The organism is Paenibacillus plantiphilus (assembly GCF_927798095.1).
Taxonomy (GTDB): Bacteria; Bacillota; Bacilli; order Paenibacillales; family Paenibacillaceae; genus Paenibacillus_Z; species Paenibacillus_Z plantiphilus.
Genome location: NZ_CAKMMF010000006.1, coordinates 223,971 through 250,562, shown reverse-complemented (window position 1 = coordinate 250,562; position 26,592 = coordinate 223,971). Strand labels below are relative to the sequence as shown.

Annotated in this window: 20 protein-coding genes and 1 pseudogene; 17 read left to right on the top strand and 4 right to left on the bottom strand. The window is 51.2% G+C overall.

What is annotated here, in order from left to right:
- Positions 1-263 precede the first annotated feature (263 nt).
- Positions 264-671 (bottom strand): helix-turn-helix domain-containing protein, encoded by a 408-nt coding sequence (locus L6H65_RS07645; protein WP_236339900.1) that lies wholly within the window; start codon positions 669-671, stop codon positions 264-266.
- 254 nt (positions 672-925) lie between these two features.
- On the opposite strand from L6H65_RS07645, the gene L6H65_RS07640 reads away from it, so the two are divergent.
- The gene (locus L6H65_RS07640; protein ID WP_236339899.1) at positions 926-2,155 is read left to right on the top strand and encodes an ArnT family glycosyltransferase; all 1,230 of its coding nucleotides are present in this window, start codon (positions 926-928) and stop codon (positions 2,153-2,155) included.
- A complete protein-coding gene (locus tag L6H65_RS07635) occupies positions 2,152-2,622 on the top strand; it encodes a hypothetical protein (RefSeq protein ID WP_236339898.1) in 471 nt (156 codons plus the stop codon). The genes L6H65_RS07640 and L6H65_RS07635 overlap by 4 nt, the downstream gene beginning before the upstream one ends.
- 102 nt (positions 2,623-2,724) lie before the next feature.
- On the opposite strand, the pseudogene L6H65_RS07630 reads toward L6H65_RS07635, so the two are convergent.
- Positions 2,725-3,297 (bottom strand): annotated as a pseudogene (locus L6H65_RS07630) (Rpn family recombination-promoting nuclease/putative transposase).
- Positions 3,298-3,528: 231 nt separating this feature from the next.
- Here L6H65_RS07630 and L6H65_RS07625 point away from each other — a divergent pair.
- The 8 genes from L6H65_RS07625 to L6H65_RS07590 all read left to right on the top strand — a co-directional run bounded on the left by L6H65_RS07625 (position 3,529) and on the right by L6H65_RS07590 (position 17,860).
- On the top strand, positions 3,529-5,316 hold the full coding sequence (locus L6H65_RS07625) for a sensor histidine kinase (protein WP_236339897.1): 1,788 nt from the start codon (positions 3,529-3,531) through the stop codon (positions 5,314-5,316).
- Positions 5,317-5,345: 29 nt separating this feature from the next.
- Positions 5,346-6,089, top strand: a complete 744-nt coding sequence (locus L6H65_RS07620; protein WP_236339896.1) for a response regulator — start codon at positions 5,346-5,348, stop codon at positions 6,087-6,089.
- Between the two features lie 152 nt (positions 6,090-6,241).
- On the top strand, positions 6,242-7,579 hold the full coding sequence (locus L6H65_RS07615; protein ID WP_236339895.1) for an ABC transporter substrate-binding protein: 1,338 nt from the start codon (positions 6,242-6,244) through the stop codon (positions 7,577-7,579).
- A gap of 87 nt (positions 7,580-7,666) precedes the next feature.
- Positions 7,667-8,701, top strand: coding sequence for a GDSL-type esterase/lipase family protein (locus tag L6H65_RS07610; RefSeq protein ID WP_236339894.1), 1,035 nt, complete (start codon positions 7,667-7,669; stop codon positions 8,699-8,701).
- 150 nt (positions 8,702-8,851) lie between these two features.
- Positions 8,852-9,733 carry a carbohydrate ABC transporter permease gene (locus tag L6H65_RS07605; protein ID WP_236339893.1) on the top strand — a complete coding sequence of 294 codons (882 nt, stop codon included), beginning with the start codon at positions 8,852-8,854 and terminating at the stop codon, positions 9,731-9,733.
- Between the two features lie 84 nt (positions 9,734-9,817).
- Complete coding sequence (locus L6H65_RS07600) at positions 9,818-10,603, top strand: carbohydrate ABC transporter permease (RefSeq protein WP_371877675.1); 786 nt, start codon at positions 9,818-9,820, stop codon at positions 10,601-10,603.
- Between the two features lie 5 nt (positions 10,604-10,608).
- Positions 10,609-12,861 carry an FAD-dependent oxidoreductase gene (locus tag L6H65_RS07595; protein ID WP_236339891.1) on the top strand — a complete coding sequence of 751 codons (2,253 nt, stop codon included), beginning with the start codon at positions 10,609-10,611 and terminating at the stop codon, positions 12,859-12,861.
- Between the two features lie 175 nt (positions 12,862-13,036).
- Positions 13,037-17,860: a polysaccharide lyase family 8 super-sandwich domain-containing protein gene (locus L6H65_RS07590; protein ID WP_236339890.1), complete on the top strand. Its 4,824-nt coding sequence runs from the start codon at positions 13,037-13,039 to the stop codon at positions 17,858-17,860.
- Positions 17,861-18,087: 227 nt separating this feature from the next.
- Here L6H65_RS07590 and L6H65_RS07585 read toward each other — a convergent pair whose 3' ends face one another.
- Complete coding sequence (locus L6H65_RS07585; protein WP_236339889.1) at positions 18,088-18,519, bottom strand: SRPBCC family protein; 432 nt, start codon at positions 18,517-18,519, stop codon at positions 18,088-18,090.
- A gap of 320 nt (positions 18,520-18,839) precedes the next feature.
- Between L6H65_RS07585 and L6H65_RS07580 the strand changes: the two genes are divergently transcribed.
- Together L6H65_RS07580 and L6H65_RS07575 are read left to right on the top strand one after the other, a co-directional pair.
- Entirely contained in the window at positions 18,840-19,208 is a 369-nt protein-coding gene (locus L6H65_RS07580; protein ID WP_236339888.1) for a hypothetical protein, read from the top strand.
- Positions 19,209-19,347: 139 nt separating this feature from the next.
- Positions 19,348-21,420 carry a LuxR C-terminal-related transcriptional regulator gene (locus L6H65_RS07575; RefSeq protein ID WP_236339887.1) on the top strand — a complete coding sequence of 691 codons (2,073 nt, stop codon included), beginning with the start codon at positions 19,348-19,350 and terminating at the stop codon, positions 21,418-21,420.
- A gap of 131 nt (positions 21,421-21,551) precedes the next feature.
- Here L6H65_RS07575 and L6H65_RS07570 read toward each other — a convergent pair whose 3' ends face one another.
- The gene (locus L6H65_RS07570) at positions 21,552-22,097 is read right to left on the bottom strand and encodes a hypothetical protein (RefSeq protein WP_236339886.1); all 546 of its coding nucleotides are present in this window, start codon (positions 22,095-22,097) and stop codon (positions 21,552-21,554) included.
- A gap of 311 nt (positions 22,098-22,408) precedes the next feature.
- Between L6H65_RS07570 and L6H65_RS07565 the strand changes: the two genes are divergently transcribed.
- The 5 genes from L6H65_RS07565 (at position 22,409) to L6H65_RS07545 (ending at position 26,498) form a co-directional block, all read left to right on the top strand.
- Positions 22,409-22,990 carry a TetR/AcrR family transcriptional regulator gene (locus tag L6H65_RS07565; protein WP_236339885.1) on the top strand — a complete coding sequence of 194 codons (582 nt, stop codon included), beginning with the start codon at positions 22,409-22,411 and terminating at the stop codon, positions 22,988-22,990.
- Between the two features lie 65 nt (positions 22,991-23,055).
- Entirely contained in the window at positions 23,056-23,766 is a 711-nt protein-coding gene (locus L6H65_RS07560) for an SDR family oxidoreductase (RefSeq protein ID WP_236339884.1), read from the top strand.
- 138 nt (positions 23,767-23,904) lie between these two features.
- Positions 23,905-24,519 (top strand): SRPBCC family protein, encoded by a 615-nt coding sequence (locus L6H65_RS07555; protein ID WP_236339883.1) that lies wholly within the window; start codon positions 23,905-23,907, stop codon positions 24,517-24,519.
- Positions 24,520-24,657: 138 nt separating this feature from the next.
- On the top strand, positions 24,658-25,680 hold the full coding sequence (locus L6H65_RS07550; RefSeq protein WP_236339882.1) for an ATP-binding cassette domain-containing protein: 1,023 nt from the start codon (positions 24,658-24,660) through the stop codon (positions 25,678-25,680).
- Between the two features lie 2 nt (positions 25,681-25,682).
- Complete coding sequence (locus L6H65_RS07545; RefSeq protein ID WP_236339881.1) at positions 25,683-26,498, top strand: ABC transporter permease; 816 nt, start codon at positions 25,683-25,685, stop codon at positions 26,496-26,498.
- The last annotated feature ends 94 nt before the right edge of the window (positions 26,499-26,592 follow it).

Genomic DNA, 26,592 nt, shown 5'->3' with positions numbered 1-26,592 from the left:
AGAGGTATCCGACATGGTTCTGTGAATCTTTGGGGGGATTCTTTCAATCTAATCTAATACATAGAGGAGGCACTTCATGCGAGCGGTGTATGAATCCGAAACAGATATTAAACCGAAGATTGACTTGCGAGTGCTCATACATAAGTTATCGGAGGAACAATATCTTCATTGCTCTAGTCAAGCTATATACCAATTACTTCACAGCCTTGTGGAAGGTGAACAGAGGGATGAATCTAAGAGTTAATGCATATTTTTGAAACAAACTAGCTGCCTTTTTTTGTTATTCGATTCAACATTTCAAGAGTAATGTTTCGTTCTTCTTTATCCATGCTTGCAATACTAAGCAGGATTTGAATAATTTTATTTTTCTCCTCTTCAGTGTACGTATATTGATAATCGTAATGTATGGTAGATGATTTAATGAGTGCAACAATTTGATCTTCAAAGTTTACTGAATCTGTTTCGCTATCTTTATGACCAAGAAGGTAATCGATGGATACTCCGAAAAAATTCGATATTTTTTTCAATCTAGGTTCTCTTGGAAGAGATCTGGATCCTGATTCATAGCCAGCAATAGTAGCGCGGGGTATGGATAATTTAATGGATAGTTCTTCTTGGGACATCTTTTTTCTTGTTCTTAATTCTTTTAAGCGCCTTGAGAACATCTGCATTAAAAAGTCGACACCTTTCTAGGCTATTAATATTAATGTATGGATGTATCAACACATTATAAAATGAATTTAATCGAGATACAATGGTCAAAAATCCACTGTGGAAATAAGGAATCAACCTTGAAATTAATGCATGATGATTAATATATATGCTATACCGATTGCATTCCGGAAGAGTATCGCATTGATATCGGGTTACTCGTCTTGTTGAATAGTTCTTTTCTAACGAATGGGCTTACAGCTATAATAATCTTATGAACGAACAAATAACAAAACAAGAGCATGATAAGTATGCCGTATTTTCGATAAAATGGATTTATATCGTGCTGGCTGTAGCGCTGGGATTACGTGTCTACTATATTGTCACCACTGCATTTCCGCCGCTGGAAGGAGATGCTTTTGGCTATGACAAGATGGCCAGGCAGTTTCTGGAGACCGGTGTGCTCGGATATTTGAAGACGACGCCGAATGCTTTTGTCATGCCGGGTTTTCCATTGCTGTTATCCTTGGTGTACTTTGTATTCGGAACGAACCTGATCTGGTTTCAACTCTTGCAGGTCGTATTTAGTGTCGTCACGATATTAGTTGTATATAAAATTTCTCAAAAATTTATGAAGGAAAGCTATTGTTTATTGTGTGCGGCAATTATGGCGATTTATCCAAGCTTCATCTATGCCAATGGACTTCTACTAACTGAGGTCAGCTTTACGCTTCTGACAGCCTTGTTTTTCTGGACATTATTACTGGGTATTGAGAGCGGCCGCAGGTTTCATTTTGTATTAAGCGGTGTTTGTTTAGGATTGAGTGTCATGTTCAGGCCAACACTGGCAACGCTTATCATTCCGATCATCGTGTATTTTATGATGCAAATTCCATCCAGGAAGCGAATATATCAAGCGATTCTCTATGTGGGTTTGAGTTCATTCGTTATTGTATTGCCATGGTGGATCAGAAATTTTTTATTGTATGGCGAATTTGTTCTATTTACGACATCTGGGGGCAATCCGCTTCTTTATGGCGTACATCCCTATCTTATCGGTGTACGGGATACATTTGATGCGGTCTATAAGTTGAACGCGGACGAGCTTACGCGCAATCAGCTCTGGTCGGACAAGGCGAAGGAGATGTTTGCCGCGCAAATAGACAACGTGCTATTTATCAAATGGATCGTTTTTGGCAAGATGAATGTATTCTGGAAGCTGCCTTGGGTTGAGAATGGCGAGATTGCCCATTTATTGGAGAAGCTCAGGAATCCGTTGCATCTCGTTCTCGTTATCGGCGGCTGGATTGGCATTTGGCTTAGCGTCATTCGCAGGAGCCCCTTGCAATGGATCGCGGTTATGGTCATTTCCTATACGATTCTGCATCAGGTTATGCTGTCCATTCCCAGATATGCATTTCCGGTCATGCCTTTTGTCATTGTTATGTTTGTTTATATGGTATCCTCTATTGATGATCTGCTCAGGAAGAGGTTCGCTCGATGATGCGTAAGATTGGTTTGGTCCTTGCAACGATAAGTCTGTTGATGGTAATGGGAGGTCTTCTGTTAAACCGGGACAAGGAGGAGCTGCGCTGGAGGCAGAGCGGGGTTGCAGAGCTGACACATGTCGTGTACACCGATATGAATGAGTGGGAGGCATCCGGCATTGAGAAGGATGGCGAATGGAAATCAACAAGCAATGATCCGATTCTGCTTAGTCCCCTCCTTGCGGTAGCCGATGCGAAGCAAACCTACCTTCATATTGAGATGGTTACCGGCAGCGACCGGGTTCAAGTGTTCTGGAGAGGGCAGAATGAGGGTTTTGCAGAAGAACGAAGTAAAGTATTTAACAGCCACTCTGCACTGGAAATAATGATTGATGGTGATGTTGAACAAATTCGTATCGATCCGGCTGAACAGCCAGGCGTTATCTTGACCGTTCATCAAGTCGATGTGAAGAAATACAAGTAGGAAGCATAGCTGTCATTTTGAGCCGCCAAACACAATGGCTTTGATTGTTTGGCGGCTTTTTCTTATGACTGAAAGATGCTGTTGTTAAGGCGCGGCTGAAAGTTATTGGAATGTCTTGAGTGACACAACTTCGGATTCGGATAGTCCACTTGCTTTGGCGATAACAGAAACTTCAATTCCCATCGAGAGCATGTTTTTGGCGATTGCAATTGCTTTTGCATGTTCTCCTTCTGCTCGACCTTCAGCCCGACCTTTCTTCAGCCCTTTTTCCGTAGCCCATTCAATCATAGAAGCTTCGTCATGCAAATACTTTTGCCGTTCCTCGTATAAGCGACGGGCTTCTCGATCCTGGCTGAGAAACTCCAATGTATCCATCGCCTTCTTCAAAGTCGGTTCATTCATCTTCAGCACCTCCCAATTCGATTTGTCAGCACCCTTCAGGAACAGCAGCCAATTGATCAAACCACCTTCTAACGGAACAGACTGATCATCCAGCTTGGAGAGTTCGATAAAATGAATCGATATCGTATTTGTTGAAAAGCTGCATCTCGATATTGATCAATTTGCCCTCGGATGTCTTCGCCCAAATGTCGAAGATGGATTGTTTATCGAGAGGGGGCTGCCAAAGATTCGTTTGAATACGAAATCATTCCGAGGGTCGAGCAATTCCGGCATCTGACAATCAACTCCATTTCTTCTTATTATACCATGCATGAGGTGCTTTGTTGTAGGTCAGCACCCTTAGCCGAGAAGCATAGTCCTATATGGTTTCCCTTAAGCGCCAATAGAACATTTTGATGCGCCGCTTCCGCATAACCTCACAAAATGATGCATTTTGCTCCCGATTCCGTTCCCCGTTTGAAATGATGATATAATGAGAACACCATAAGCAAGGGGGGAATACTGATGCGGGGCTGGCCAGGTTTCTTCGTCCCCCATAAACTCAAATACCGGCTGTTTGCTGTGTTTGTCCTCGTCATTTTGCTGCCTTTCAGCATATTGAACATTTACAACTATCAGAGGATCGAGACGCTTGTGCAAAATAAAATTAGCGAGCAAAGCCATGAGCAGCTCGACAATTTGCATCGGACGCTGGAGGACCAGCTTAGCATCGCGTTTAAAACACTTATTTTTCTGGAGCAGGACGCTGACGTGCGCGATATTCTCCGAAATCCGGACAAGCGATCCGTGCTGGACAACAAGGAAGCGATGGAAAACAAGTTCAAAGGGCTGAACAACAGCTTCTTCCTATATAACCCATCAGTATATTTTACGCTGCTCGACGATCAAGGGCATGTCTATACCTCTTATCAACCCAAGTACACACTCGATTATGATCAAATATCATCTACTCCGTCGTTTGCCGAGATGAGAGAAAGCGGAGCTTCTTATTTCTGGGTGACCGATGATGAAAACTATGTGTCGAGCGATATTTCCAAAAGTCCAACGCTGCTGTCCCTCTATTCGGCGCTCAAAGATAACCGGGCTCGGACCTATGGCAGGGCGAGAATCAGCATCGACTTTTCTTTCTGGTTCCAATCCGTCCTGCAAAAGCCAGCCAGCGACCAGACCTATTTTATTCTGTCGAGAAAAGGAGAGGTCATTGCCAAATCCGCTCTGGAAGCGAATTTGTCGCAGGAGGTCATCGGGCAGGTGAAGGCTTCTCCTGCTAACGGCTACTGGACCGATACCGGCAATAACACGCTGGTCAACTACAGCTATTTGCCGTCATTGGACTGGTACATCGTGAATCAAATTCCGCTGGATGTTCTGTTTAAGGAAATCGAAAGCTTGAAGCAGCAATATTTTGTAACGTTTTACGGCATTACGGCGGCCTTTATTGCTGTTGCTTTTATGATCGCATATACGTTCACCAGACCGCTCTCCCATATGCAGGCCAAGATGAAGGAGGCGGTACGCAAGGATCTCAGAATCCGTCTGCCGGAGAAAAATTACAAGGGAGAAGTTCTGGAGCTGACGAGAACCTTTAACGCGATGATGGTTGATATGAACGGACTCGTTCACCGGCTCAAAGCCGAAGAAAGACAGCGGGACGCGGTTCATTTCCAGATGCTGCTCGCCCAGGTCAACCCGCATTTTCTGCTGAACACGCTGAACACGATGAAGTGGATTGGATTGCGCAGCAAAAACGAGGATATTGTGGAAATATGTCTATCGCTCGGCAAGCTGCTGGAGACAAGCCTCAATTCCGACGTCGATCTCATTCATCTGAAGGATGAAATCGAGCTGACCAAAGCGTTTATTTATATCCAGCAGGTCAGATACAGCAACAGCTTCGAGGTGGAGTTCAGCTACGAGGAAGACATTCAGTACGCGCTCGTGCCGAAGCTGAGCCTGCAGCCGCTTGTGGACAACGCTATCCGCCACGGCATCTCGCATCTGGACAGCGGGGGGCGGATCTATATCCGAATGGGGCTTGCCGACAACAACCCCTCGCAGCTTGTGCTGGAGGTTGAAGATAACGGCATCGGCCTGGAGCAGTCAAGGCTGCATCAGGAGGCGGGCCGCAAGCGTCCGGGCATCGGGCTTGCCAATGTGCGCGAAAGGCTTCACCTGTTGTTTAAGGATAACGCAGCTCTGGAAACGATACCGCTTGAGCAGGGCACGCTGTGCCGCATGATTTTGCCATTTCTGTTGTCCGAGCCGTACGCCAACGCCAATATCGACCGATAACATCCGGTTACGGAAGAGGGGGACATTTCATGTGGAAGGTCATGCTTGTCGAAGATGAAACTTTTGTCCGCGAATCGGTGAAGGAAATTATTCAATGGGAGGATATGGGCTTCACGCTGACCGGCGAAGCGAGCAACGGGGAAGAGGCGCTGGAGATGATCCGCAATCAGCCGCCTGATCTCGTCTTATGCGATATCGTCATGCCGAAGATGGACGGGCTTGAGCTTCTGAAGGAAACGAGGCGGGCGGGGATCGCCTCCAAGTTTGTTATGCTGACCTGCATGGGCGACTTCGAATCGATGAGGCAGGCGATGGAGTTTGGCGCATCCAACTATATTCTGAAGCTGTCGATGAGCGTCAAGGACCTGCGGGAGACACTGGCCAAGATTAGCGCGGAGCTGTCCGCCTCCAAGCCTGCCGCCATGTCAGCGGGCGGAGAGACCGCGGAGCGAATCACGCATCCTGAGGTGAAGAAGATCATCCAATATATCGATGAGCATTACGATGAGGAAATTACGCTTGCATCTCTATCGCGGCATGTCATGATGGGTGAAAATTACGTCAGCGCTTTGTTCAAGAAGAAAACCGGAGAGACGCTGATCCATTATTTGCACCGCATTCGCATCGAAAAGGCAATTGCACTGTTGCTGACGACCGATTTGCCCGTCAATCAGGTCGGACAGAACGTCGGGTTTATGAACGACAACTATTTTATTAAAATATTCAAGCGGATAACAGGAACGACGCCAAGCCAATACCGCAACGCCAAATAGAACGATTTGGTCGGCGTCAAACGAGAAAACGCTTGCAAATTGCATATTTATGTTCCATGCGAAACGTGATTTTGTTACTTCTAACGCCCGCCGCTGTCTTGTTATCCTTGAGGAGCAGCACGAATTCAAGACATTCAAGGAGGTCGTCGATTGTGAGAAGAAAAAGATTATTCACCAGCATGGTATCGCTTGTTCTTATTATGGGATTATTGGCAGGGTGTTCGGGCAACGGAAATAATGGCAGCAGCGGCAATGCGCCGAAGCCGGGAGAGCCGTCTCCGTCTACTAGCACAGGGGAACCGGTCAAGCTGAAAATGTGGGGAGGCGTGCCGCCTGAATCGGGGCCGCAGGAAGTGATTAATGCCTGGAACAAGGAGCATCCCGACATTCAAGTGGAATATGTGCGTTTCGTCAATGACGATGAAGGCAACCTGAAGCTGGATACGGCAATGATGACGGGACAGAATGTCGACCTCTTCATCAACTATACGATTTCACAAGCGGGGAAGCGGATGGAATCCGGTCTCGCGGCAGATTTGAGCCAATTCACCGACTACAACATCGATGAGAAAATGGGCCAAGACGCCAAGAGCTGGCAGATTGACGGCAAATATTACGGGATTCCAACGACCAAAAGCCCGTTTTTCGTAGCGCTTAACAAGGATGCGCTTGACGCAGCAGGGTTGAAGGTGCCGAAGGACTGGACCTGGGACGAGCTGCGCGAATATGCGAAAAAGCTGAAATCCGGCGATGGCTACAGCTTCATCCAGCATACCGAGCCGTTTGTTGATCCGATTGATTCGATATTGTCGCAGGAAGGCTATACAAAGCCGGACGGCAGCTCTAACCTGGATCATTCGCAAGTGAAGAACTGGCTGGAAATGTTGAACGTTATGATGAAGGAAGACCAGACGACGCCTCCGCTCGGCGAGCAGCTGACGTCGAAAATGCCGGTCGAGCAAGAGTTTTTGAGCGGGAAAGTACCGATGCTTAATATTGGCGCATGGCTGCTTCGCAGCTCGAATAATTTTACAGACTTCCCGCGCGATTTCAAAATTGCATTTGCGCCGGTGCCAAGACTGACGGGCAGTGCTGACGAGTATGTGACGCGCGGCGGTCTCGGCGACTATATCTCGATTAACGCCAAGTCCAAAAATCAGGCGGCGGCATGGGAGTTTCTGAAATGGTACGCAGATGGTGGCATGGCCCCGATGGCTGCAGGAGGAAGGCTCCCAGCTTCCAAGGACGCCGATCAGGATGCGGCGCTGAAAAGCTTGCTTGGCGATAAGAGCAGCACGTACGATCTCGATTCTTTAATGTACGTCATGTTTGACAGCAAGACGCCGACCTACGTCAGAAGCTTGGCGCAGGAGGTAATGGACATCCGCGCTCAGGAATATGAGAAATATTTCCTCGGCACATCATCTGTAGATGATACGATTGCCGCCATGGTGACGAGACATAACGAGTATTTGAAGCAGAACAAATAGCAGAACAAATAGGGCGATGGCCCGCAAAGGAGGGGATTGCCGTCAACAGCGGCGGTTCCCTTTTTTTATGAACAGGAGGAATGCTGCATGATATACGGTCAAGCGGAGCTGCATAATGTCGAGGAATTGGTGGAGGTGGAGGGGCGGCCAGGCAAGCTGATGCAGCGTGTGCCCGAATCAGTCCGCTCGGGTCTGCTTAAGCTCGGGAGCGAGCAAATTCGCAGGGCGGCCTCTATCGAGATTCGGTTCGCGGCGGAATCGGGGGATGCAGCTGTCACGATCGCCAGTTATGGCGGGAGCAGCAAGGTGCAGCTGTATTACGGTGATTATTGGATAGAGGACAGCGAGGTGGGAGCGGAGCCGAAGACGATTGCGATTAAACAGCCGGCGCCGGGCTTTCAGTTCGACCCGCCGTTGCAGGGGCAAGTTCCGAGGCCGTCGTTCGGCCCGATCTGGCGGCTTGTCGTGCACGGCTTCGAGGTCCATCTGCTGGATATTGCAGGCTCCGGCATGCGGCCTCCTGAAGTGCATGAGAAGCCTGCACTCACATATTTGGCTTATGGCACGTCGATTACCTTCGGCATCTCGGCTGCAACGCCAGATCTGTCCTATGTCGGGCAAGCAGCCTGGAGGCTGGGGCTCGATACAGTCAATCTCGGGATGCCGGGCTCCGCTTATTGCGAGCCGGCAATAACAGCGCATATTGCGGGCAGGAACGATTGGGATATCGCGTCCCTGTGCGTGTCTGTCAATATGCTGAATGGAGGCGTAAGCGTGGAGGAGTTCGCGGAGAAGGCGGGAACGATGGTTCGCCGGATCGCCTCCGCCCATCCGGCGAAGCCGCTTGTATGCATCGGCTTGCTCCCAAGCTTTGCGGACTTCGGGTGGACGTGGCCGGGGCGCAATGTCCAGGCTTCAAGCTCGGAGTACAGGGATGCACTGAAGGAAATAGCGGAGGGAGTCGGTCTTGGTAATGTCAGCTATGTGGACGGACGGGAGCTGCTGGACGATTGGCGCGGGTTGTCCCATGATTTGCTGCATCCCGGCAACAGCGGCATGATCCGCATCGGGGAGCGGCTTGCCGAGCGGCTGCGCCCTCTGCTGCCAGACGCGCGGGGATAGAACGATTTTATGCGAGTGTTGTAGGAAACCGCCCAATCGGGCGGTTTTTTGCGTGAAATCGTGAGATGAATCCGGTAGATTTGTTCATTACCGATCGCGGGGACGGTTGATAAACTGGATGTATTCCATGATGAAACGAGGATCAGACGCATGAACAACAACTGGATGAGAAGACAACAGCTGCTCGGCTATATTTTTATCGGACCCAGCATGCTTGGCGTACTGCTATTTTTCCTGATTCCGGCCGCGTATTCGTTCGGATTGATGTTCACGAATTACAAGTTCATGAATCCGAAAGTCGAATTTGTCGGTCTGGACAACATCGTCCGGCTGCTGCAAGACCCGATGTTCTACCTCTCGCTGAAAAACACGCTCCTTTTTCTGCTTGCGGTTCCCGTTTCAATCGGACTCGGTTTTGTAGTCGCGGTCGTGCTGAACCAGAAGATTTACTTGAAGAAGCTGCTTCGCGGGCTATATTTTATGCCTTATATTACGAGCGGCGTTGCCGTGGCGTTCGTCTGGATGCTGCTGTTCCATCCGAAGCAGGGGCCGATCAACGGCCTGCTCCGCAGCATCGGATTCGATAATCCGCCCGGCTGGCTTTCGACCACCACATCCTCCATGTTTGCCATCGATATCATCTGGATCTGGTTTCTGCTTGGCTACAACATGATCATCTATATGGCTGCGCTGCAGGAAGTATCGCCCGAGCTGCTGGAAGCGGCCAAGATGGACGGGGCGAAGCGGGGGCAGATCCTGCGGAGGATCATTTGGCCGCTCGTCAGCCCGACGACCTTCCTGCTGCTCATTACCGGTCTGATCATGACGATCAAAACGTTCGGCATCATTCAGGCCATTACGCAAGGCGGACCGGGCAACAGCACGACGATTCTGTCGCTTTTCGTCTATCAGAACGCCTTCCGTTATTATGACATGGGCTATGCATCGACGATTTCCTGGGCGCTGTTTATCGTCATATTGCTCATCACTTTGGTGCAATGGATCGGTCAAAAACGATGGGTTCACTACTAGGACGAAGAGAGGATGATATAAACGATGGATACGAAACGAACCCGATCGGCTGACGTGCTGAAGAAGCTGGTCATTACAGTCGTCATGCTGGTGCTTGCGATCGTGATGGTTATCCCCTTTCTGTGGATGATAAGCACGTCTCTGAAAACGCCGTCGCAAGTGTTCGAATACCCGATACGCTGGATTCCGGCGAATGCGACCTGGGAGCATCATTTGAAAATATGGACAGGCCCGAATAACTTCGGCACCTATTATTGGAACTCGTTAAAAATTTCGATCATCGGGATGGTGGGAGCAACGTTCCTGTCGGCCTTTGCCGCTTATGGCTTTGCTCGCATCGAGTTTAAGGGCCGGAACGCTTTGTTTATGCTTTACCTGTCAATGATGATGGTTCCGCCACAGGTGCTGTTTGTTCCCAAGTTTCTGATGTTCGATTGGGCCGGCATTTACAACACGCATTGGGCGCTTATACTGCCGGGACTGTTTACGATATTCGGGGTGTTTATGCTCCGCCAGTTTTTCCTGTCCATTCCGAAGGACATTACCGAATCGGCGTTTATCGACGGTGCGGGGCATTTCCGGATTTTCTTCCAGCTGATCCTGCCGCTTGCCAAGCCCGCTCTTGCTACGCTTGCCATTATCGACTTTTCCTGGCAGTGGAATGATTACGAGAACGCGCTGGTGTTTCTGATCGACGAGCATTTGTACACCGTTCCGCTTGGGCTGCAAAATTTTATTCTCGAAAACACGGTTGACTATAACGGAATGATGGCGGCAGCGTCCGCCGGGATCTTGCCGATGATTGCCGTCTTTGCGGTCGGTCAGCGCTACATTATTCAAGGCTTAACCAATTCTGCGGTCAAAGGGTGATAACTATGCGTAAAGAAACGATTCAGTCGGACGTCACAATTGTCGGGGGAGGGTTGGCTGGCGTTTGCGCCGCAGTAGCGGCTGCGAGGCTGGGGAGAACGGTCTCACTTGTCCATAATCGGCCTGTACTTGGGGGAAACTCCAGCAGCGAGGTGAGAGTGTGGGTATGCGGGGCGACCGCTCACGGGACGAACCGATATGCCCGGGAGACGGGCATTATGGGCGAGCTGTTTGTGGAAAATCAATTCCGCAATCCGGAGGGTAATCCGTACCTGTGGGATTTGGTTATTCTGGAGACGGTGCGGGCGGAGCCGAATATTCGGCTGTTCCTGAATACTGATGTGCACGAGGTCGAAGCCGATGGGGATGAGGAACAACGGACGATTCGCTCGGTTACAGGCTGGATGATGGGCTCGGAGCGGCAAATTCGCTATGAAAGCCTGTATTTCCTCGATTGCACGGGCGACGGATTGATCGGCTTCCTCGCGGGAGCGCGGTACCGGCTTGGACGGGAAGCGAAGGATGAATACGGCGAGGCATGGGCACCTGAGACGGCTGACGATATTACACTCGGCAGCACACTACTCTTTTATACGAAGGACGCAGGCCATCCGGTCAAATTTGTGCCTCCGAGCTTTGCCAAAGATATTGCGCAAACGCCGATTCCGATGAAGCGGGTCATCCGCAGCGGTGACTCCGGCTGCCATTATTGGTGGATCGAGTGGGGAGGAGAGCTCGATACGGTGCATGACAATGAGCGCATCCGCGACGAGCTGTGGTCGGTCATCTACGGCATCTGGGATTATATTAAAAATTCCGGGCAGTTCGACGCAGCCAACATGACGCTGGAATGGGTCGGGTCCATTCCAGGCAAGCGGGAATACCGGCGCTTCGTCGGCGACTATGTGCTGAACCAGAACGACATCATCGGCCAGCGCCAGTTCGAGGACCGGATCGCCTTCGGCGGCTGGTCGATTGATCTTCATCCGCCGCAGGGAATGTACGCCGCCGAAAGCGGCTCCAAGCATATGCATGCGGACGGCATTTACTATATCCCGTACCGCTCGCTCTATTCTGCGAACGTCAGCAATATGCTGTTCGCCGGGCGCAACGTCAGCGCGTCCCATGTCGCTTTCGGGACGACGCGGGTCATGGCGACCTGCGCTGTAATGGGCGAAGCGGCAGGCACAGCGGCCGCTTTGTGCCTGGAACTGGGCGTTTCGCCGCGAGGTATGTATGAAAAGGAGCTGGAAGCGCTGCAGCAAACGATGCTGAAGCAGGACGCTTCCGTGATCGGCCTCGCGAATCGGGATGCCGCCGATCTGGCGCGCGGGGCGAAGGTCCGCGCATCGTCAGCGAGGAGCAGAATTGCTGTAGAAACGGGCGAGGGGCGTTATATGCTCCTGCATGACGCGGGCATCCTGCTCCCGGTTGAGCCGAAGCTGCACGGACTGGAGCTGCTTGCGGATGCGACTGAGGATACGACGCTGACCGTGGAGCTGTGGGACACGGGTCTTCCCGAAAACTATGTGCCGCATCGGCTTATTGCGACAGCATCGACTGCTGTCGCCAAAGGGCAGAGCCAGTGGATTCCGTTTCCTCTGGAGTGGGAGCCGGACCGCCCGCAGAACGCTTTTGTCATCATTCGAAGCAACGGAAAGATTGCTCTGCATCAATCCAACGAACCGTTCACTGGCGTGCTGGCGTTCGAGCGCGGAGCGGCTCCCCATGCGGCAGCGGAGCTGGAGGATCATGATCCGACCCAGCCGATCGTGGACTGGAGCATGAAGAAGCTGGTACGCCGTCCGTTCTGCTTCCGGGCGTTATCCGCTACGGAAGCCTACTCGCCGCAGAAGGCCGTCAACGGCTATAAGCGTCCTTACGGCGGCCCGAATGTTTGGGTTTCGGAAGAGCTTAATGCGGGGGACGAGCAATGGCTGGAGCTGAGCTGGGAGCATGCTGTTACAGCGGAAGAGATCCTCATCACCTGGAATGACGATGTCAATGAGGATTTAATCAATCTCCATCATCACCGCACAGCATTCGAGATCATTCCCGAGCTGGCGAAGCATTACCGGCTGGAAGCACGAATCAGCGGGGAGTGGGAGACGGTTTATGCGATCCGCGACAATCGGCGCCGGACGAACCGGATCAGGCTGGAGCAGCCTGTCGCAACTGACGCGCTGCGTATCACGATCGAAGATACCAACGGCTCAGCCTGCGCGGAGCTTGTGGAAGTGAGAGTTTACGGGAAGTAGTCTGTGGAAGGGATAATAGTGAACACAGGATGCGTGAAAGCTGAAGAGCCGCCTTCGTGCGGCTCTCATCTCATCTCATCCGCCGCTATGTCTGGGATGAAGATGGACAAAACTCGCCAGAATTAATTTGTAAGCGCTTTATTTGAATAAAATCAGATGGATGGAGGTTTTACAGATGAAACGATTCAAAGGGCTGCGAACCTTACTGCTTGTATTGCTGTGCGCGGCGTGCGTCATGCCGGCGCTTCCCGCAGCGCCCGTGAAAGCGGCAGACTCTGCCGATGAATACGATGCTTTAAGGCTGCGGTGGTACGAGATGCTTACTGGAGGCGATTACGATCCGGCAGATGTGGATATTGCCGGCGTCATTGGGACGATAACGGACAAAGCGCAGACCAACTGGGATTCGATGAACAAGTTGCAGACAGGACGAACGTATCTGTGGAGTGACTTGGCAAACGGCGCGACGAACCCGACGCACATCAGGCTGTCGTATGTGAAGCTGTACGAAATGGCGCTTGCATACAGGAGTGCAGGTTCGCCCTTGCATGGAAACAGCGGTCTTAAGGATAGTGTGCTTGATGGCCTTAAGTATTTGAACGACATGTATTATAACGATACTGTTACGCCGTACGGCAACTGGTGGGAGTGGCAAATCGGGGCGCCGCTTGCGCTGAATGATACAGTTGTGCTGCTGTATGACGAATTGACAGCCTCCACTGTCGCAACGTACACGGGCGCGATCGAGCATTTTGTTGCGGGACCGCGAGATACTGGGGCCAACCGGATATGGTCCTGCGCGGTTGCGTTGGGCAGAGGCATATTGACCAAAGACGGCGCAACGATCGAAAGGGCCGTCAACGGCTTAAGCCCGGTATTCGACTATGTCGCTGCAGGCGATGGATTTTATGAAGATGGGTCGTTTATCCAGCATGTCAAATTTGCTTACAACGGCTCTTACGGCTTAAGCCTGATCGAAAATCTTAGCACCGTGCTGTATTTCATAACGGGCTCCTCGTGGGATGTAACCGACCCTGATTCTGCAATCGCTTACCGTTGGGTCGACGACTCCTTCATCCCCTTTGTATACAAAGGGGCATTGATGGATATGGTGCGTGGGCGCGATATTTCCGTATTCAGCCGGGAGGATCATGATACCGGACATCAGATGGCGAAGGCTATTCTGCGGATGGCGCAATCCGCGCCTGCCGAGGATTCGGCGCGTTATAAAAGGATGATCAAGCATTGGATTCAAAGCGATGCCAGCCATAGCTTTTATGAGGGAATGCCGATTGATTTTATCCGTAATGCCAAAGCGATCGTAAACGATCCCGCGATTGCCGCGGCCTCCGAGCCAATCACCTCTAAAGTGTATCCGGCGATGGACCGCGCACTTCACTTGCGCCCGGGCTTCGGCATAGGCATCAGCATGTTCTCCAAGCGGATTGCCAATTACGAAACGACGAACGGTCAGAACTTGAAGGGCTGGTATACAGGAGCAGGCATGACTTATCTCTACACCGGGGATAGCGGGCAATATGGCGGCAATTACTGGCCGACCGTCAATTCGTATCGGCTTCCGGGAACTACGGCTGTCGCCGGGAAAGGTATGGCAGCAGAAATGCTGAATAACCAAACCTGGGTCGGCGGAACAACGCTTGGTAATGAATACGGCGTTGTCGGCATGGCTCTGGAGCATGTGGATGCGGATGTTACGTCCGATATGAATGCCAAAAAGTCCTGGTTTCTGTTCGATGACGAGGTAGTGGCGCTCGGAACCGGCATCACGTCCACCTATATGAGCAGCGATGTGGAGACAATAGTGGAGAACCGGAAGCTGAACGGAGCGGGCGACAATGCGCTTACTGTCAACGGCGCAGCGAAGCCGGCCGCAATCGGCTGGTCGGAGACGATGACAGGCGTGAGGTGGGCGCACCTGGCAGGCAGCGCTCCGGGCTCGGATATCGGTTATTATTTTCCTGGTGTCGCCACACTGGATGGCTTGCGTGAGGAGCGAAGCGGCAAGTGGTTCGACATTTCGAAGTATACGGGCGTGCTTGAGCCTGGAGATCCGACGCATACGAACCGATTTCTGAATCTGTACTTCAATCACGGCACGGCGCCGACTGATGCCTCATACGCTTACGCGCTGCTGCCGGCAAAGTCGGCTTCAGAGGTCGGCAGCTACGCCGGCAATCCGGACTTCATCGTACTGGCCAACAATTCCGGCGCGCAAGCCGTCAAGGAGAAGCGGCTGAATGTGATCGGAGCCAACTTCTGGACGAGCGCCGAGCAATCTGTCGATATAATCAAAAGCTCGGGCATGGCCTCGGTGATGGTCAAGGAAAACGAAGGCAGCGATTTGAAGCTGTCGGTGTCCGATCCGAATCGGCCGGCTACTGGTGCGGTGACCATTACGCTGGCCAAGAGCGCCAAAAGCGTTTTGTCCGCCGATACGCGCATAACGGTGAACCGTCTCAGCCCATATGTTCAAGTTACGATTGACGTTGGAGGGTCGCAAGGGCGGGCGATCGAAGCAGCCTTTGAGCTGGAGACGTCTCTGGCGACTCATGTAGAAGCGGAAAACTACAGCAGCATGAACAAGGTGACGAGAACGTTGACAACTGACACAGGCGGCGGCTATCATATTTCCGGCTCCGATGGAACCTGGATGGCCTATAGCGGGCTCGATTTCGGAACGAGGACGGACAGCATCGCAATGCGCATGGCAACAGCGAATTCGGGAGGCACGATCGAGCTGCGGCTGGACAGCGCGACGGGATCGCTGATCGGATCGCATCCGGTGACGAGCACGGGAGGCTGGTCTACCTGGGTAACGACTAACGTGCCTCTTACGGGCGCCAGCGGTGTGCATGATTTGTATATCGTGTACAAAAAATCGAATACGACTGGTGTCGCAGCCATCAACTGGTTCAGCTTCCGCAATGCGAATGATACAGCCGACAGGGAGCCTCCGATAATAATGCTGCATCCCGATACCGCCGATCCGACGGATCAGGATGTATCGGTTACGGCCGACATTCAAGACGGGAGCGGGATCAGCATAAAGAAATGGGCTTACGGCAATCAGCCGGCAGCTTATTTCGAGGCAGGGGGGATAACATTTGCCGATCGCTTTCTGGTGACGATGAACGGAACCTATACCGTATACGCACAGGATTTGGCGGGAAATAAGTCCGTTAAGACCATCGATATCTGGAATATAACGAGGGGAGAGCCGACCATTCTGCTGATTCCGAACACTGCCGTTCCAACAAACGGCAACGTAGCGATAGCTGCAGCGGTTAGCGTGACGCACGGACTTGCGCTTCTAAAGCATGACTTCGGACAATTCGAAGACAGCCATTTTGCCTCTGGCCGGGTTGTGCATGCCGATGCTTCGGAGCCGATCATAATGACGGATAACGGCTGGTTAACCGTCTATGTGAAGGATGGGGCCGGCAACGAAAGGACGAAGCAAATTCAGATTGGAAACATCGACCGCGACAAGCCGGTTGTTACATTAAATGGCGAAGCCACTATCGAGCTTCCATACAATGGCGTCTACCACGATGCTGGTGCGGCGGCGGCGGATGCGCTGGACGGCGATATAACCGAATCTATCGTGGTTTCCGGCGATAAGGTTGATACAAGCCATCCCGGATCGTATGCGGTGCATTATGATGTTACGGACAGGGCGGGCAACACGGCGGACCAGGTAAGCCGGATTGTGATCGTAGCGGAAGGCTTTGATGCTGTGCCTCCGGCATGGCCAGCGGGAAGCGGAGCGAATGTGACGAATATCGCCCCGACAAGCGTGAAGCTGAGCTGGCCGTATGCATCGGACGATGCAGGTGTGGCTGGATACCGCGTATATAACGATGGCACGGAGCTGACCTCTGTTGCCGAAGAGGTGACGGAGTACACTGCAAACGGCCTGAAGCCAAATACCAAATACATGTTCAGAATAACCGCTTTCGATAAGGAAGGAAATGAGAATGAGGGCTTGACTCTGGCAGTCTATACGCTGACAGTTTCCGGAAGTGAAGGAAGCGGCGGAGGCAGTGGAGGCGGGGCAAGCTATGTGCCGATATTGTCCAGCAATGCCGGACTGCGCCAGGTTGAACTGCGCGTTGGCGGCAAAACGATGACGTTCACGTTGATCGACCGCAATGGCAAGCAAGTGTACTGGATCGAAACGGATGCGGAATGGACGGAAATCGCGGCCAACCCAGCCGATTCCTCCGCAACGTATCGGCTTCTATCTGCTGCGATAGACGCTGTGGGACGTGTACAATTGCTCCATGGAGACAACGAGCTTATGCTGGAGGTCAAAGCCGCCGATGGAACGGTGAAGACCTATCCGATTGTCATTCATCGCACCATGCCGGCAGAGCCGGAGACGCCGGAAGGCCCAGAAGCGCCGGAGACACCGGAAGAACCTGCCGCGACATTCGTCGACGTTGCCGGTCACTGGGCAGAGCAGGCTATTCAAGAGGCGGTGTTCAAAGGTATCGCGAAAGGATATCCCGATGGTTCGTTTAAGCCTGACGCTTCGATCACGCGCGCCCAATTTGCGGTTATGCTGGTTCAGGCGCTGGCATTGGAAGACGACGGCTCGGAGCTGTCCTTTACAGATCGCGACGCCATCGGAAGCTGGGCGAGAGATGCCGTCTCGGCAGCGATGAGTGCGGGCATTGTTGCAGGGTACGCGGATGGCAGCTTCCTGCCGAACGCGCGCGTGACCCGTGCGGAAATGGCGGTTATGATCGGCAGGGCGCTTAAGCTTAGGCCTGCTGCAAGCTCTGCCGAGGCGTCTGGAACCAGCTTCGCGGATGATTTCAGTATCCCTAGCTGGGCGAAAGGCTCCGTAGCCGCCGTTCAAGGACTCGGCATCGTAAACGGCCGCTCCGGCAACATGTTTGCCCCGAACGAGACGGCAATAAGAGCGGAGGCCGTGGTGATGCTGCTGCGCATGCTGGAGCAGCCGCAACGATAGCGAACCATTTTATAGTTTTTCTCGATAAAAAATAATCGCCTTGCCCTTATTCAACAGGGCAGGGCGATTATTTTTGCTCAAATTCAACATGTACAATGAATCGTCATGCAGGTATGCTTGATCTATCCCTCAGACAAGTCGCGCTCTTTAGCTTCTGCTTCCGCCTTTGCCTTAGCTTCAATTGCTAATGCGCGTGCGTGAAATCGTTCCAGACTCGACATACGGGCTCAAAACTTGCGTTTTTGGTAGGGCAGCCCTGTTCCATCTTCACAATAGCTTTTCAGACTATAGAGAAACATGGCCCAGTTGTAATTGCAGAAGCGGTAAAATGGAGTAACGCTCTTCCAATTCATATGGCGCAGGGTGACATAGGATTTGCCTTTCTTTTCCTCTATATCGAAGGATATAGCAGTGCCGACCCATTCCGGGTCCGACTCGGTACAGCGCCATTCTACTCTTGTGTCGGGTATAAGCTCGATGACTTGCATTTTGGTTATATCGTCGGGACCGAAATGAAAATTATTCACGGCATTGACCTCATTGTCACGGACGGACAACTCGTTAGTCCATACGTTGGAAAGCCCCTTGGCGGTGGTCAGTGCTTCATATACTTCCGCTGCCGGTTTATTGATGATTTGCAGATGTTCAATATTAGCCATTCTCAACCTCTTCCTTTCGACGATTGGTGTAATGGGATGCCTTAATGATACTTTTACAATAGCACATTTTCCGGCAGAACATTTCTTATCGATTGCTGAACAATGATTAATGTAACTATTGCGGAAGCGCAGAAATCGTCATACTTGATCTAGTCTTGCGGCTTTTTTCGAAGATAGCATTAGAAAAGTTGAGCAGCTGTAAACTCTAAAAAACAGAAGATTAATGAACATGATCGCCAAAAGATTATTATGCATGCTATAATCTGAGAGGAAAAAATAGGTCTTTATATCTAAATGTTAATCAGCATGGGGGAGCATCTATGAAAATGTTAGGGTTGGCCGCAGCTATATTGACACTGTTTCTACTTGTTGGCTGTGGTGCAGACGCAGCAGACAATAGCGAGGGCGGAGCGGAGGAGAAAGTAACGCAGCTCGTTAAGGAGAGTATAGGCAATCAGTATGGACCCGAAGCAGCGGAGACGGTTAAAGTGCATTTCATTTCCGTCCAGGAAGGGGCAACAGCCGGCAGAATGTTTCTCGATGGAAATACTGATTTCACAGTGGAGGACGAGGGGATGAAGAAATCCTGGGACTACACGAAGAGCTTTCAATTTGAACTGCAGCATAACGGCACAGATTGGACGGTTCGCAACAAGATGTTCTTCGATGAAGAACGGGAAGAACGATAATAGATCACAGAGTTTTTAAGTGCAGAAGCCTGGAGTGGGGGCTTCTTCTTTTATATACGATGATTTAGACGACATCGATGAAGGATTCCATTTTATGTAGTATGATTGGGATGACAGCCAATTTCAAGGAGTTGAATTTATGAAGGAAAGCGAGAGATTGGAGCAGTTGGAGAGCCTGATGCTTGTTGGGCGGGGCCATGAGCTGCAATCCTTTGCCGCTATACTGGGTGATGAAACCTTCTCCCATAAAATCATTAATGTATACGGTACGGCCGGAATCGGCAAAAGCTTTCTGCTCGATGAGTTTGGGCGGCAGGCGCGAATGGCCGGTGCGTGCCCCATAACAATCGATTGCGAGCATTTGGTCAAAACACCCGAAGCATTTTGCCGGGCGATTCTGCAAGTGCTTGATCGTTCCGCCGCGAATGCAAGTTCCACCACTTCTGCTGATATCGCGGAGCAGTGCATTCGAACGCTCAATGGGAGTTCGCCGGGGCGCATCGTCCTTTTTATCGATGTGTATGAACAGCTGGCAGCTATGGATCACTGGCTTCGCGATTATTTTCTGAAGCAGCTCAATAGAAGCATTCTTATTGTTATCGCGGGCAGGCATACGCTGTCTGAGGCATGGTTCGTATCTCCCGTCTGGAGACAGTTTATTCATCGGATGCCTTTAACCGAGCTTGACTTTCAATCTGTGGAACGGTATGCAGGGTGCAGCTCTATTAGCGACAACGAACGGATACAGCAAATATGGCGGCACTCTAAAGGCCATCCTCTGACAATGTCGCTGGTAACCTACATTAGCCAACAGTTGGATATGAACGAAACGAATACGCCGCTTGAGGACTATGGAAGTTTACCGTACATCGTCAATCAATGGCTGCGCGAGGTTCCTGACGACAGTCAACGTACGCTGGTTGAGACGGCGGCTCTTCTCCGATTTTTTAATCAGGAAAGTCTCTCCTTCGTTATGGATCGCGATATTGCCTTGTCCGAGTTTCATCAGCTGATCCGTTGTTCATTCGTACGGAAGGTGGACAATGGGTGGACCGTTCATGCCCTGATGCGGGAGTTGATTAACCGGGAGCTAATGTCGAGATCCCCCGGTCTGTTCGAGGACAGACGAACTCGCGTGCTGTTGTACTACTATGACAAGCTTCTTCATGCTTCAAATCCGCTTGCGGTAGAACAAGAAGCGACCGAGCTGCTGTATGTTATCGGAGATGCTGCTCTTCGCGCGTTCATCCATTGGTTTGATATGTCTCCCAGCCGTTTCAATCATGTTGGAAAAGCCGATAAGGGCGAGATGGAGGCATACATGCAAAGACGGCACAGCGAGGCAAAAGATATTCGGATTGAGCTGAACGATCCGCATACGAACCGATGCTTCGACATTAGCATAACGGCGGAGGAAAGCGGCTATACGCTGCGGGATTTGAAGCTGGACGCCTTAATAGCGCTCGATTGCGATGTCTTCTGGACGATGAAGGATGCGTCAGGCGCTATGATCGGTCTGGCGGTCATTATCCCAATTAATCGGAGAACGCTGCCTTATTTGCAGCAAAGCATGCGCTCTGCGCCTTTTTTCAACAGTCTTACACCTGAACAAACGAAAGCGATGGCAGTGCCGGAGACCTCGCGTTCAGGCTGGTTTATCGAAACGATTGATACGCTCGACTTCGGAGATCCGATGCAGCAAGCGGCAACCGGCCATTTGCTATATGCCATGATGCTGACGGGCGAACTCATTGTGGAGTCGCCGGCCCCGTTCCCATATTTCATTATGGCGCATGAAAGCTTGGGCTTCGAACGGGTCCAGCACGCCACCCATGACGGCTATGACGGCGTCACTCCAACTCCGACGTTCGTTTTCAATTGGAAGGGCGAGCAATTTATTCATCATATTCATCAAATCCTTAACCAAACAGAGCTCGGACGCAAGCTTCTGTCGACTAAAGTAGCAGAGGAAGAGCCTGCCCGTCATGCTGTCTTGCCGATGGTCGATCCCATTCTTGCGCATCCCGATCTGACTCCGAGGGAGAAGGATGTGGCCAAGCTTCTGGAACAAGGGCTCACGAATGCCGAGATTGCTTCTGAATTGTACGTGAGCGAGATTACAGTGAAAAAGCATATGACCTCCATGCTGGGCAAGCTGAATGCGAGCAATCGGACTCAGCTGCTCAAGAAGCTGCTGGAGCCATCGCTATAAAGCTAAGCCTCCAAATCCACCACGTTCACAGTGGGTTTGGAGGCTTTTTGAATGCTTTCTGGGGGACTGACTTCTTCAGCATAATTACTTTGAGTCAGCATCAACAAGCGGAGAGTATCGAAACGATATGGTTAACCTGGGCAGCCGTATGGTGGTTTAGGCAAGTTTAACCGATCCAGGTTGCCGCACACCACGCCTTGCCAGTAAGCCAATTGATCGCTGAAATCTTTCGCTGCATGCTGCTGAATGATTTGCACCGATGCCGTAGCTGCTGCAATTTGCGGGTCGAAGGACCAGTTCCAGTAGTCCGTGCGGTCATAACGGCCGATCCACTTGCCGTCGACTCCGAACTTCTGCATGTTGGTTACGCCGATTACGGCGCCATCCGCATTACGCAGCAGGATGAATACACCACCTGTAAAACCCGTCATGAGTACATTGTTTTTCGTGCGGGTCATGACATCCAATTGTCCGGCAAGCGGTCCAGAGCGCTGCAGCGTAACATCTGTATACATGTTTCGTCCGCCGTCGGAGCTTTGCCACGAGGATTGTTGCGTGAGCGGTCCTGCACCTGTATATGCGTTAGTAGTAGAGACCGGGAATAAAACGAGCAGTGCCATGCAGGTTAAGGTTACCATTGCCATTAAAGACTTGAATTTTTTTGTAATCATCATCATTATCCTCCTAGATATGTTTTCTTCATTTCATTGACCTTGCAGTGTTGCAAACCAGCGCGTATCGGCATCACGACATTACGTTACTTCATGTGAAATGACCTCCTGATTTCTTAATGTTGCTGAACACATTAGTAAATATATAACAGGATACGGGGAATGAATATTATACGAAGGTATACATAAGGGATAGTATCGGGTATATGAAGCATCGTTAATAAACCGCATCCCTCCACAGAAACGACTTGACGGATTTATGAGGAGTGCTATAAAATGGTTACATACTGATTGGTACAGAAAGTGAGATCATAGCTATGGCAAGACCGCGGGAATTTGATGAACAACAGGCATTGGCTGCAGCCATGCAGGTATTCTGGGAGAAGGGGTATGAAGCCAGCTCCATTAGCGACCTCACCTCACGAATGGGCATTCAACGCCCGAGTCTATATGCGGCATTCGGAGGGAAGAAGGAGCTGTTTGAAGCAGTGCTGGGCTCTTATGCGCAGATGAGCCTTGCCTTCATTGAGAAAAGAATTCGCAGCGCGGCTTCGGTTAAGGAAGCGATGCGCGTTTATTTTCAAGGGATCATTGAAGGGGCGGGCGGGAGCAATCCTGATCTGGGCTGTTTGTGTGTGAATACGATGGTTGAACTGGCGCCTCATGATGTGATCTTTGCCCAATTCACCAGAGACTACCAGCTGAAGCTGACCGAATTGTTTCACGGGACAATTGAGGGCGGTATTCGTACAGGAGAGCTTTCAAGTACGTTGAATCCGGCAGCTGTCGCGCGTGCATTAATTATCTCAGCTATAGGACTGTCGGTAACGATGAAGACTAGACCCGAGCGTTCATTGGTTGAGAATGCGGTGGAGGAAATTCTGACTTTGCTCGAATGAGCTTTTTTTTAACCATTTTGTACTGATAGGTATGTAATAAAATAATTTGAGGGGGAATCATCGATATGGAGAAGACAATCGCATTGATCACAGGAGCAAACAAGGGAATTGGCTTGGAGATTGGACGGCAGCTGGGGCGGCAGGGGATTACCGTGCTTCTTGGAGCGCGAAGCTTGGCGAAGGCAGAGGCTGCAGCCTCCCAGCTGCAGGCAGAGCATATTCAAGCATATCCGATTGAGCTGGACGTGACCGATAGCGGGCATATCCGGTCGGCAGCAGCAAAGATCGAAGCGGACTATGGGAAGCTGGATATTCTCGTTAATAATGCGGGGACCTATCTGGACCATGAGGGAAATAACACGGATGTGATGCGGAGAACCTTTGAAGTTAATTTGTTCGGCGCGCACGCGTTAACAGCAGCAGTCCTCCATCTATTGAGCGCGAGTCCGGCAGGGCGCATTGTGAATCAATCGAGCATACTGGGCTCTGTAGCGACGATACTAGAGGATGAAATGTACGCAAGTGCTGCCGTTCCGGCATACACGGCATCGAAGGCGGCGCTTAATGCGTGGACGGCACAGCTGTCCATTCAGCTCAAGGGGACGAACGTGAAGGTGAATGCTTGCCACCCTGGCTGGGTCAAAACGGATATGGGCGGAGACAATGCCGTCATGGAAATTGATGAAGGGGCCGCGACAGCTGTTTCGTTAGCGACACTCCCTGACGATGGACCTACGGGTGGGTTTTTTCATAAATCTGCGAATCTGCCCTGGTAATCCATCATTGGAGCTGGAATTGCGGGATTGACCGCTTTCATGATATCGACGCGGAAACGTTGTTGCATAAACATTGACCTTCTTTGTCAGTGAATGTGCTATATTAGGAAACAATGAGACGCGTCAGGAGGAGAGCGAGTGGCAGGCACAATTTTTAAGCAGGCAGTGAATGAAGCGACCGGATGCGCATGGGAAGAATGGATCACGAAGCTTGGGCAGGAAGTGGATCAGCTATGGACTCATGAGCAAATCAAGCAGCATATCGGCGAGCAGCATGGAGTGTCCGAGGAGTGGAGCGAATGGATCGCTCTGATGTACGAGCAAATGATGGGCCGAGTGCCTGTTGGAACAACCAAAGATGCTGGTGTGCAGATTGGTGTCAGAAAGACAATGCCCCTGGCTAAGGAGCGTGTCTGGGATTTCCTTACTTCGGCAAAAGGGCTGCCATTATGGATCGGGGAATTGCCCTCTTTAACGTTACAGGTGGGACATGAATATGAGTCCAAGGAAGGCGTGTCCGGCAAAATTACAGTCGTCGAGCCTTACCATAAGCTGCGGATGACCTGGAAACGCCGGGAGTGGGACAACCCATCCCGGCTCCAAATTTATTTGTTGTCAACGAATACTGGAAAAACAACGATCGCGATTCATCAGGAAATGCTGGACGACGTCTATATGAGAGAAATAATGAGACGCTACTGGGAAGAGATGCTGCATACGCTCAAAAATCATGAGGAGCTGAAGGCTCCATAAAAGAAGATGCTGATCCGGGCTGCCGGGTCAGTTTTTTTTCTTTCGTTGCAGATTATTCAATCGCCGGTTCTTCCATTCATATTCAGTTCATAAACTTGCGTTATCATCCCCCTATAACAGTGATATGGAGGAATTGCGATGGATGATAAACAGAGAAGGATAGCGGGGATAGACAGCGGCGAATGGGCGGTAGAAGCGCATGGGCTCGTCAAGATGTTCGGCGGCAAGTCTGCGGTTGATGGTGTAGATATGAAGGTGCGGGCCGGCACGATCTATGGCGTGCTCGGGCCGAATGGAGCGGGCAAGACGACTACAATTCGAATGCTCGCAACGCTATTGCGGCCGGATGGAGGTTCAGCTCGCATCTTTGGGCATGATGTGGTGAAAGAGCCGCATATCGTGCGTCAATTGATCGGGGTGACTGGGCAGTATGCATCTGTTGACGAGTCACTTAGCGCTGTTGAGAATCTGGTCATCTTCTCCCGGCTGCTCGGGCTGGGACATGAAGAGTCGCGGCGCAAGGCAGCAGAGTTGCTGGAGGAATTCGGTTTGACAGAGGCCGCAAGGCGTCCGCTGAAGCAATTCTCCGGCGGTATGCGCCGCAGGCTGGATTTGGCGGCAAGCCTCATTGCACAGCCGCCGCTCATCTTCCTGGACGAACCGACTACTGGTCTGGATCCGCGCACGCGCGCCCAGATGTGGGATACGATCCGCCGGTTGGTGAAGACAGGCTCAACCGTGCTGTTAACAACACAATATCTTGATGAAGCGGATCAGCTGGCTGACCGAATCGCGGTGATCGATCATGGCCGGGTTGTAGCTGAAGGCACGGTTGATGAGCTAAAAGCATCTGTTGGCACTTCGTCGCTGCAGTTGAAGATCCAAGATCTGCAAGCTATCGAGCGCGCCCGTCAGATCGTTGAACAGGTGCTTGCGGCTCAGTCGAATATATCAGCGGAAGCCGCCAGAATTACTGCGCCGCTGGCGAATACGGACAAGGTCACTGATGTGCTTGTCGCTCTCCGTGCGGCTGGGGTTCATCTGGCCGAGATTAGTGTGCAGAAGCCGACTCTCGATGAGGTGTTTCTGGCCACAACGGGTCAAGGTGTACAGGATAATACGTCTCTCGCGTCCGCAGATTCGAATATAGGGAGGAAGTAAGTATGCAAAGTACATCCATTAAGCCGGGCGCTGACCGCCAATTGAAAAAATATACAAGCTTCGGTCAAACGGTGCGCAACTCCTTGACCATGGCCTATAGAGGTCTGCTGAAGATTAGGCGCACGCCTGAGCAATTATTCGACGTTACGCTCCAGCCCATTATCTTTACTCTTATGTTTACTTATATCTTTGGCGGGGCTATCTCAGGAGATGTAGCCAATTATTTGCCAGTTATCATTCCCGGTATTCTCGTGCAGACCGTGATCACAACCTCGATTGCCACAGGTGTCCAACTGCGTGAAGATATGGATAAGGGTGTGTTCGACCGATTCAAGTCACTGCCAATCGCGCGTATTGCACCCCTGGCAGGAGCACTGCTGGCAGATACGATCCGGTATACTATTGCGACAGTACTCACCTTCACGATGGGATATATAATGGGCTATCAACCAGATGGAGGTCTGGGCAATGTCGCCATCGCCGCGCTGCTTGTCATTGTTTGTTCCTGGGCAATCAGCTGGATCTTCGCCTTTTTCGGCGTGATAGCTCGCACGGTTTCAAGCGTTCAGGGGATCTCGATGATTGTGCTGTTTCCGCTGACCTTTCTCTCTAACGCTTTCGTTCCGGTTAATACGATGCCAGGCTGGCTCCAATGGTTCGTGAACATCAACCCGATCTCGCATCTTGTCACTGCTGTCCGGGATCTTGCCAACGCTGGAACGTTTGGCCAGGATCTTGCCGTCTCCCTCATTGGCGCCGCAGTTATTGTAGCGATCTTCGCGCCGCTCACAGTGCGTGCGTATATGCGCCGGACATAGAGGGAATGTGTCAAAGAAGAGGGAACGGATTGACATGATCCAAAGAAACCTATCGTTCCCGCGAAGAGGACGCGGTTTCTTGACAAGGGTGAGA

What these genes read in the sequence shown, in the direction of transcription:
- L6H65_RS07645 (WP_236339900.1), bottom strand. Translation starts at nt 671, where the DNA reads ATGCAGATGTTCTCAAGGCGCTTAAAAGAATTAAGAACAAGAAAAAAG.
- L6H65_RS07640 (WP_236339899.1), top strand. Translation starts at nt 926, where the DNA reads ATGAACGAACAAATAACAAAACAAGAGCATGATAAGTATGCCGTATTT.
- L6H65_RS07635 (WP_236339898.1), top strand. Translation starts at nt 2,152, where the DNA reads ATGATGCGTAAGATTGGTTTGGTCCTTGCAACGATAAGTCTGTTGATG.
- L6H65_RS07625 (WP_236339897.1), top strand. Translation starts at nt 3,529, where the DNA reads ATGCGGGGCTGGCCAGGTTTCTTCGTCCCCCATAAACTCAAATACCGG.
- L6H65_RS07620 (WP_236339896.1), top strand. Translation starts at nt 5,346, where the DNA reads ATGTGGAAGGTCATGCTTGTCGAAGATGAAACTTTTGTCCGCGAATCG.
- L6H65_RS07610 (WP_236339894.1), top strand. Translation starts at nt 7,667, where the DNA reads ATGATATACGGTCAAGCGGAGCTGCATAATGTCGAGGAATTGGTGGAG.
- L6H65_RS07605 (WP_236339893.1), top strand. Translation starts at nt 8,852, where the DNA reads ATGAACAACAACTGGATGAGAAGACAACAGCTGCTCGGCTATATTTTT.
- L6H65_RS07600 (WP_371877675.1), top strand. Translation starts at nt 9,818, where the DNA reads ATGCTGGTGCTTGCGATCGTGATGGTTATCCCCTTTCTGTGGATGATA.
- L6H65_RS07595 (WP_236339891.1), top strand. Translation starts at nt 10,609, where the DNA reads ATGCGTAAAGAAACGATTCAGTCGGACGTCACAATTGTCGGGGGAGGG.
- L6H65_RS07590 (WP_236339890.1), top strand. Translation starts at nt 13,037, where the DNA reads ATGAAACGATTCAAAGGGCTGCGAACCTTACTGCTTGTATTGCTGTGC.
- L6H65_RS07585 (WP_236339889.1), bottom strand. Translation starts at nt 18,519, where the DNA reads ATGGCTAATATTGAACATCTGCAAATCATCAATAAACCGGCAGCGGAA.
- L6H65_RS07580 (WP_236339888.1), top strand. Translation starts at nt 18,840, where the DNA reads ATGAAAATGTTAGGGTTGGCCGCAGCTATATTGACACTGTTTCTACTT.
- L6H65_RS07575 (WP_236339887.1), top strand. Translation starts at nt 19,348, where the DNA reads ATGAAGGAAAGCGAGAGATTGGAGCAGTTGGAGAGCCTGATGCTTGTT.
- L6H65_RS07570 (WP_236339886.1), bottom strand. Translation starts at nt 22,097, where the DNA reads ATGATGATGATTACAAAAAAATTCAAGTCTTTAATGGCAATGGTAACC.
- L6H65_RS07565 (WP_236339885.1), top strand. Translation starts at nt 22,409, where the DNA reads ATGGCAAGACCGCGGGAATTTGATGAACAACAGGCATTGGCTGCAGCC.
- L6H65_RS07560 (WP_236339884.1), top strand. Translation starts at nt 23,056, where the DNA reads ATGGAGAAGACAATCGCATTGATCACAGGAGCAAACAAGGGAATTGGC.
- L6H65_RS07550 (WP_236339882.1), top strand. Translation starts at nt 24,658, where the DNA reads ATGGATGATAAACAGAGAAGGATAGCGGGGATAGACAGCGGCGAATGG.
- L6H65_RS07545 (WP_236339881.1), top strand. Translation starts at nt 25,683, where the DNA reads ATGCAAAGTACATCCATTAAGCCGGGCGCTGACCGCCAATTGAAAAAA.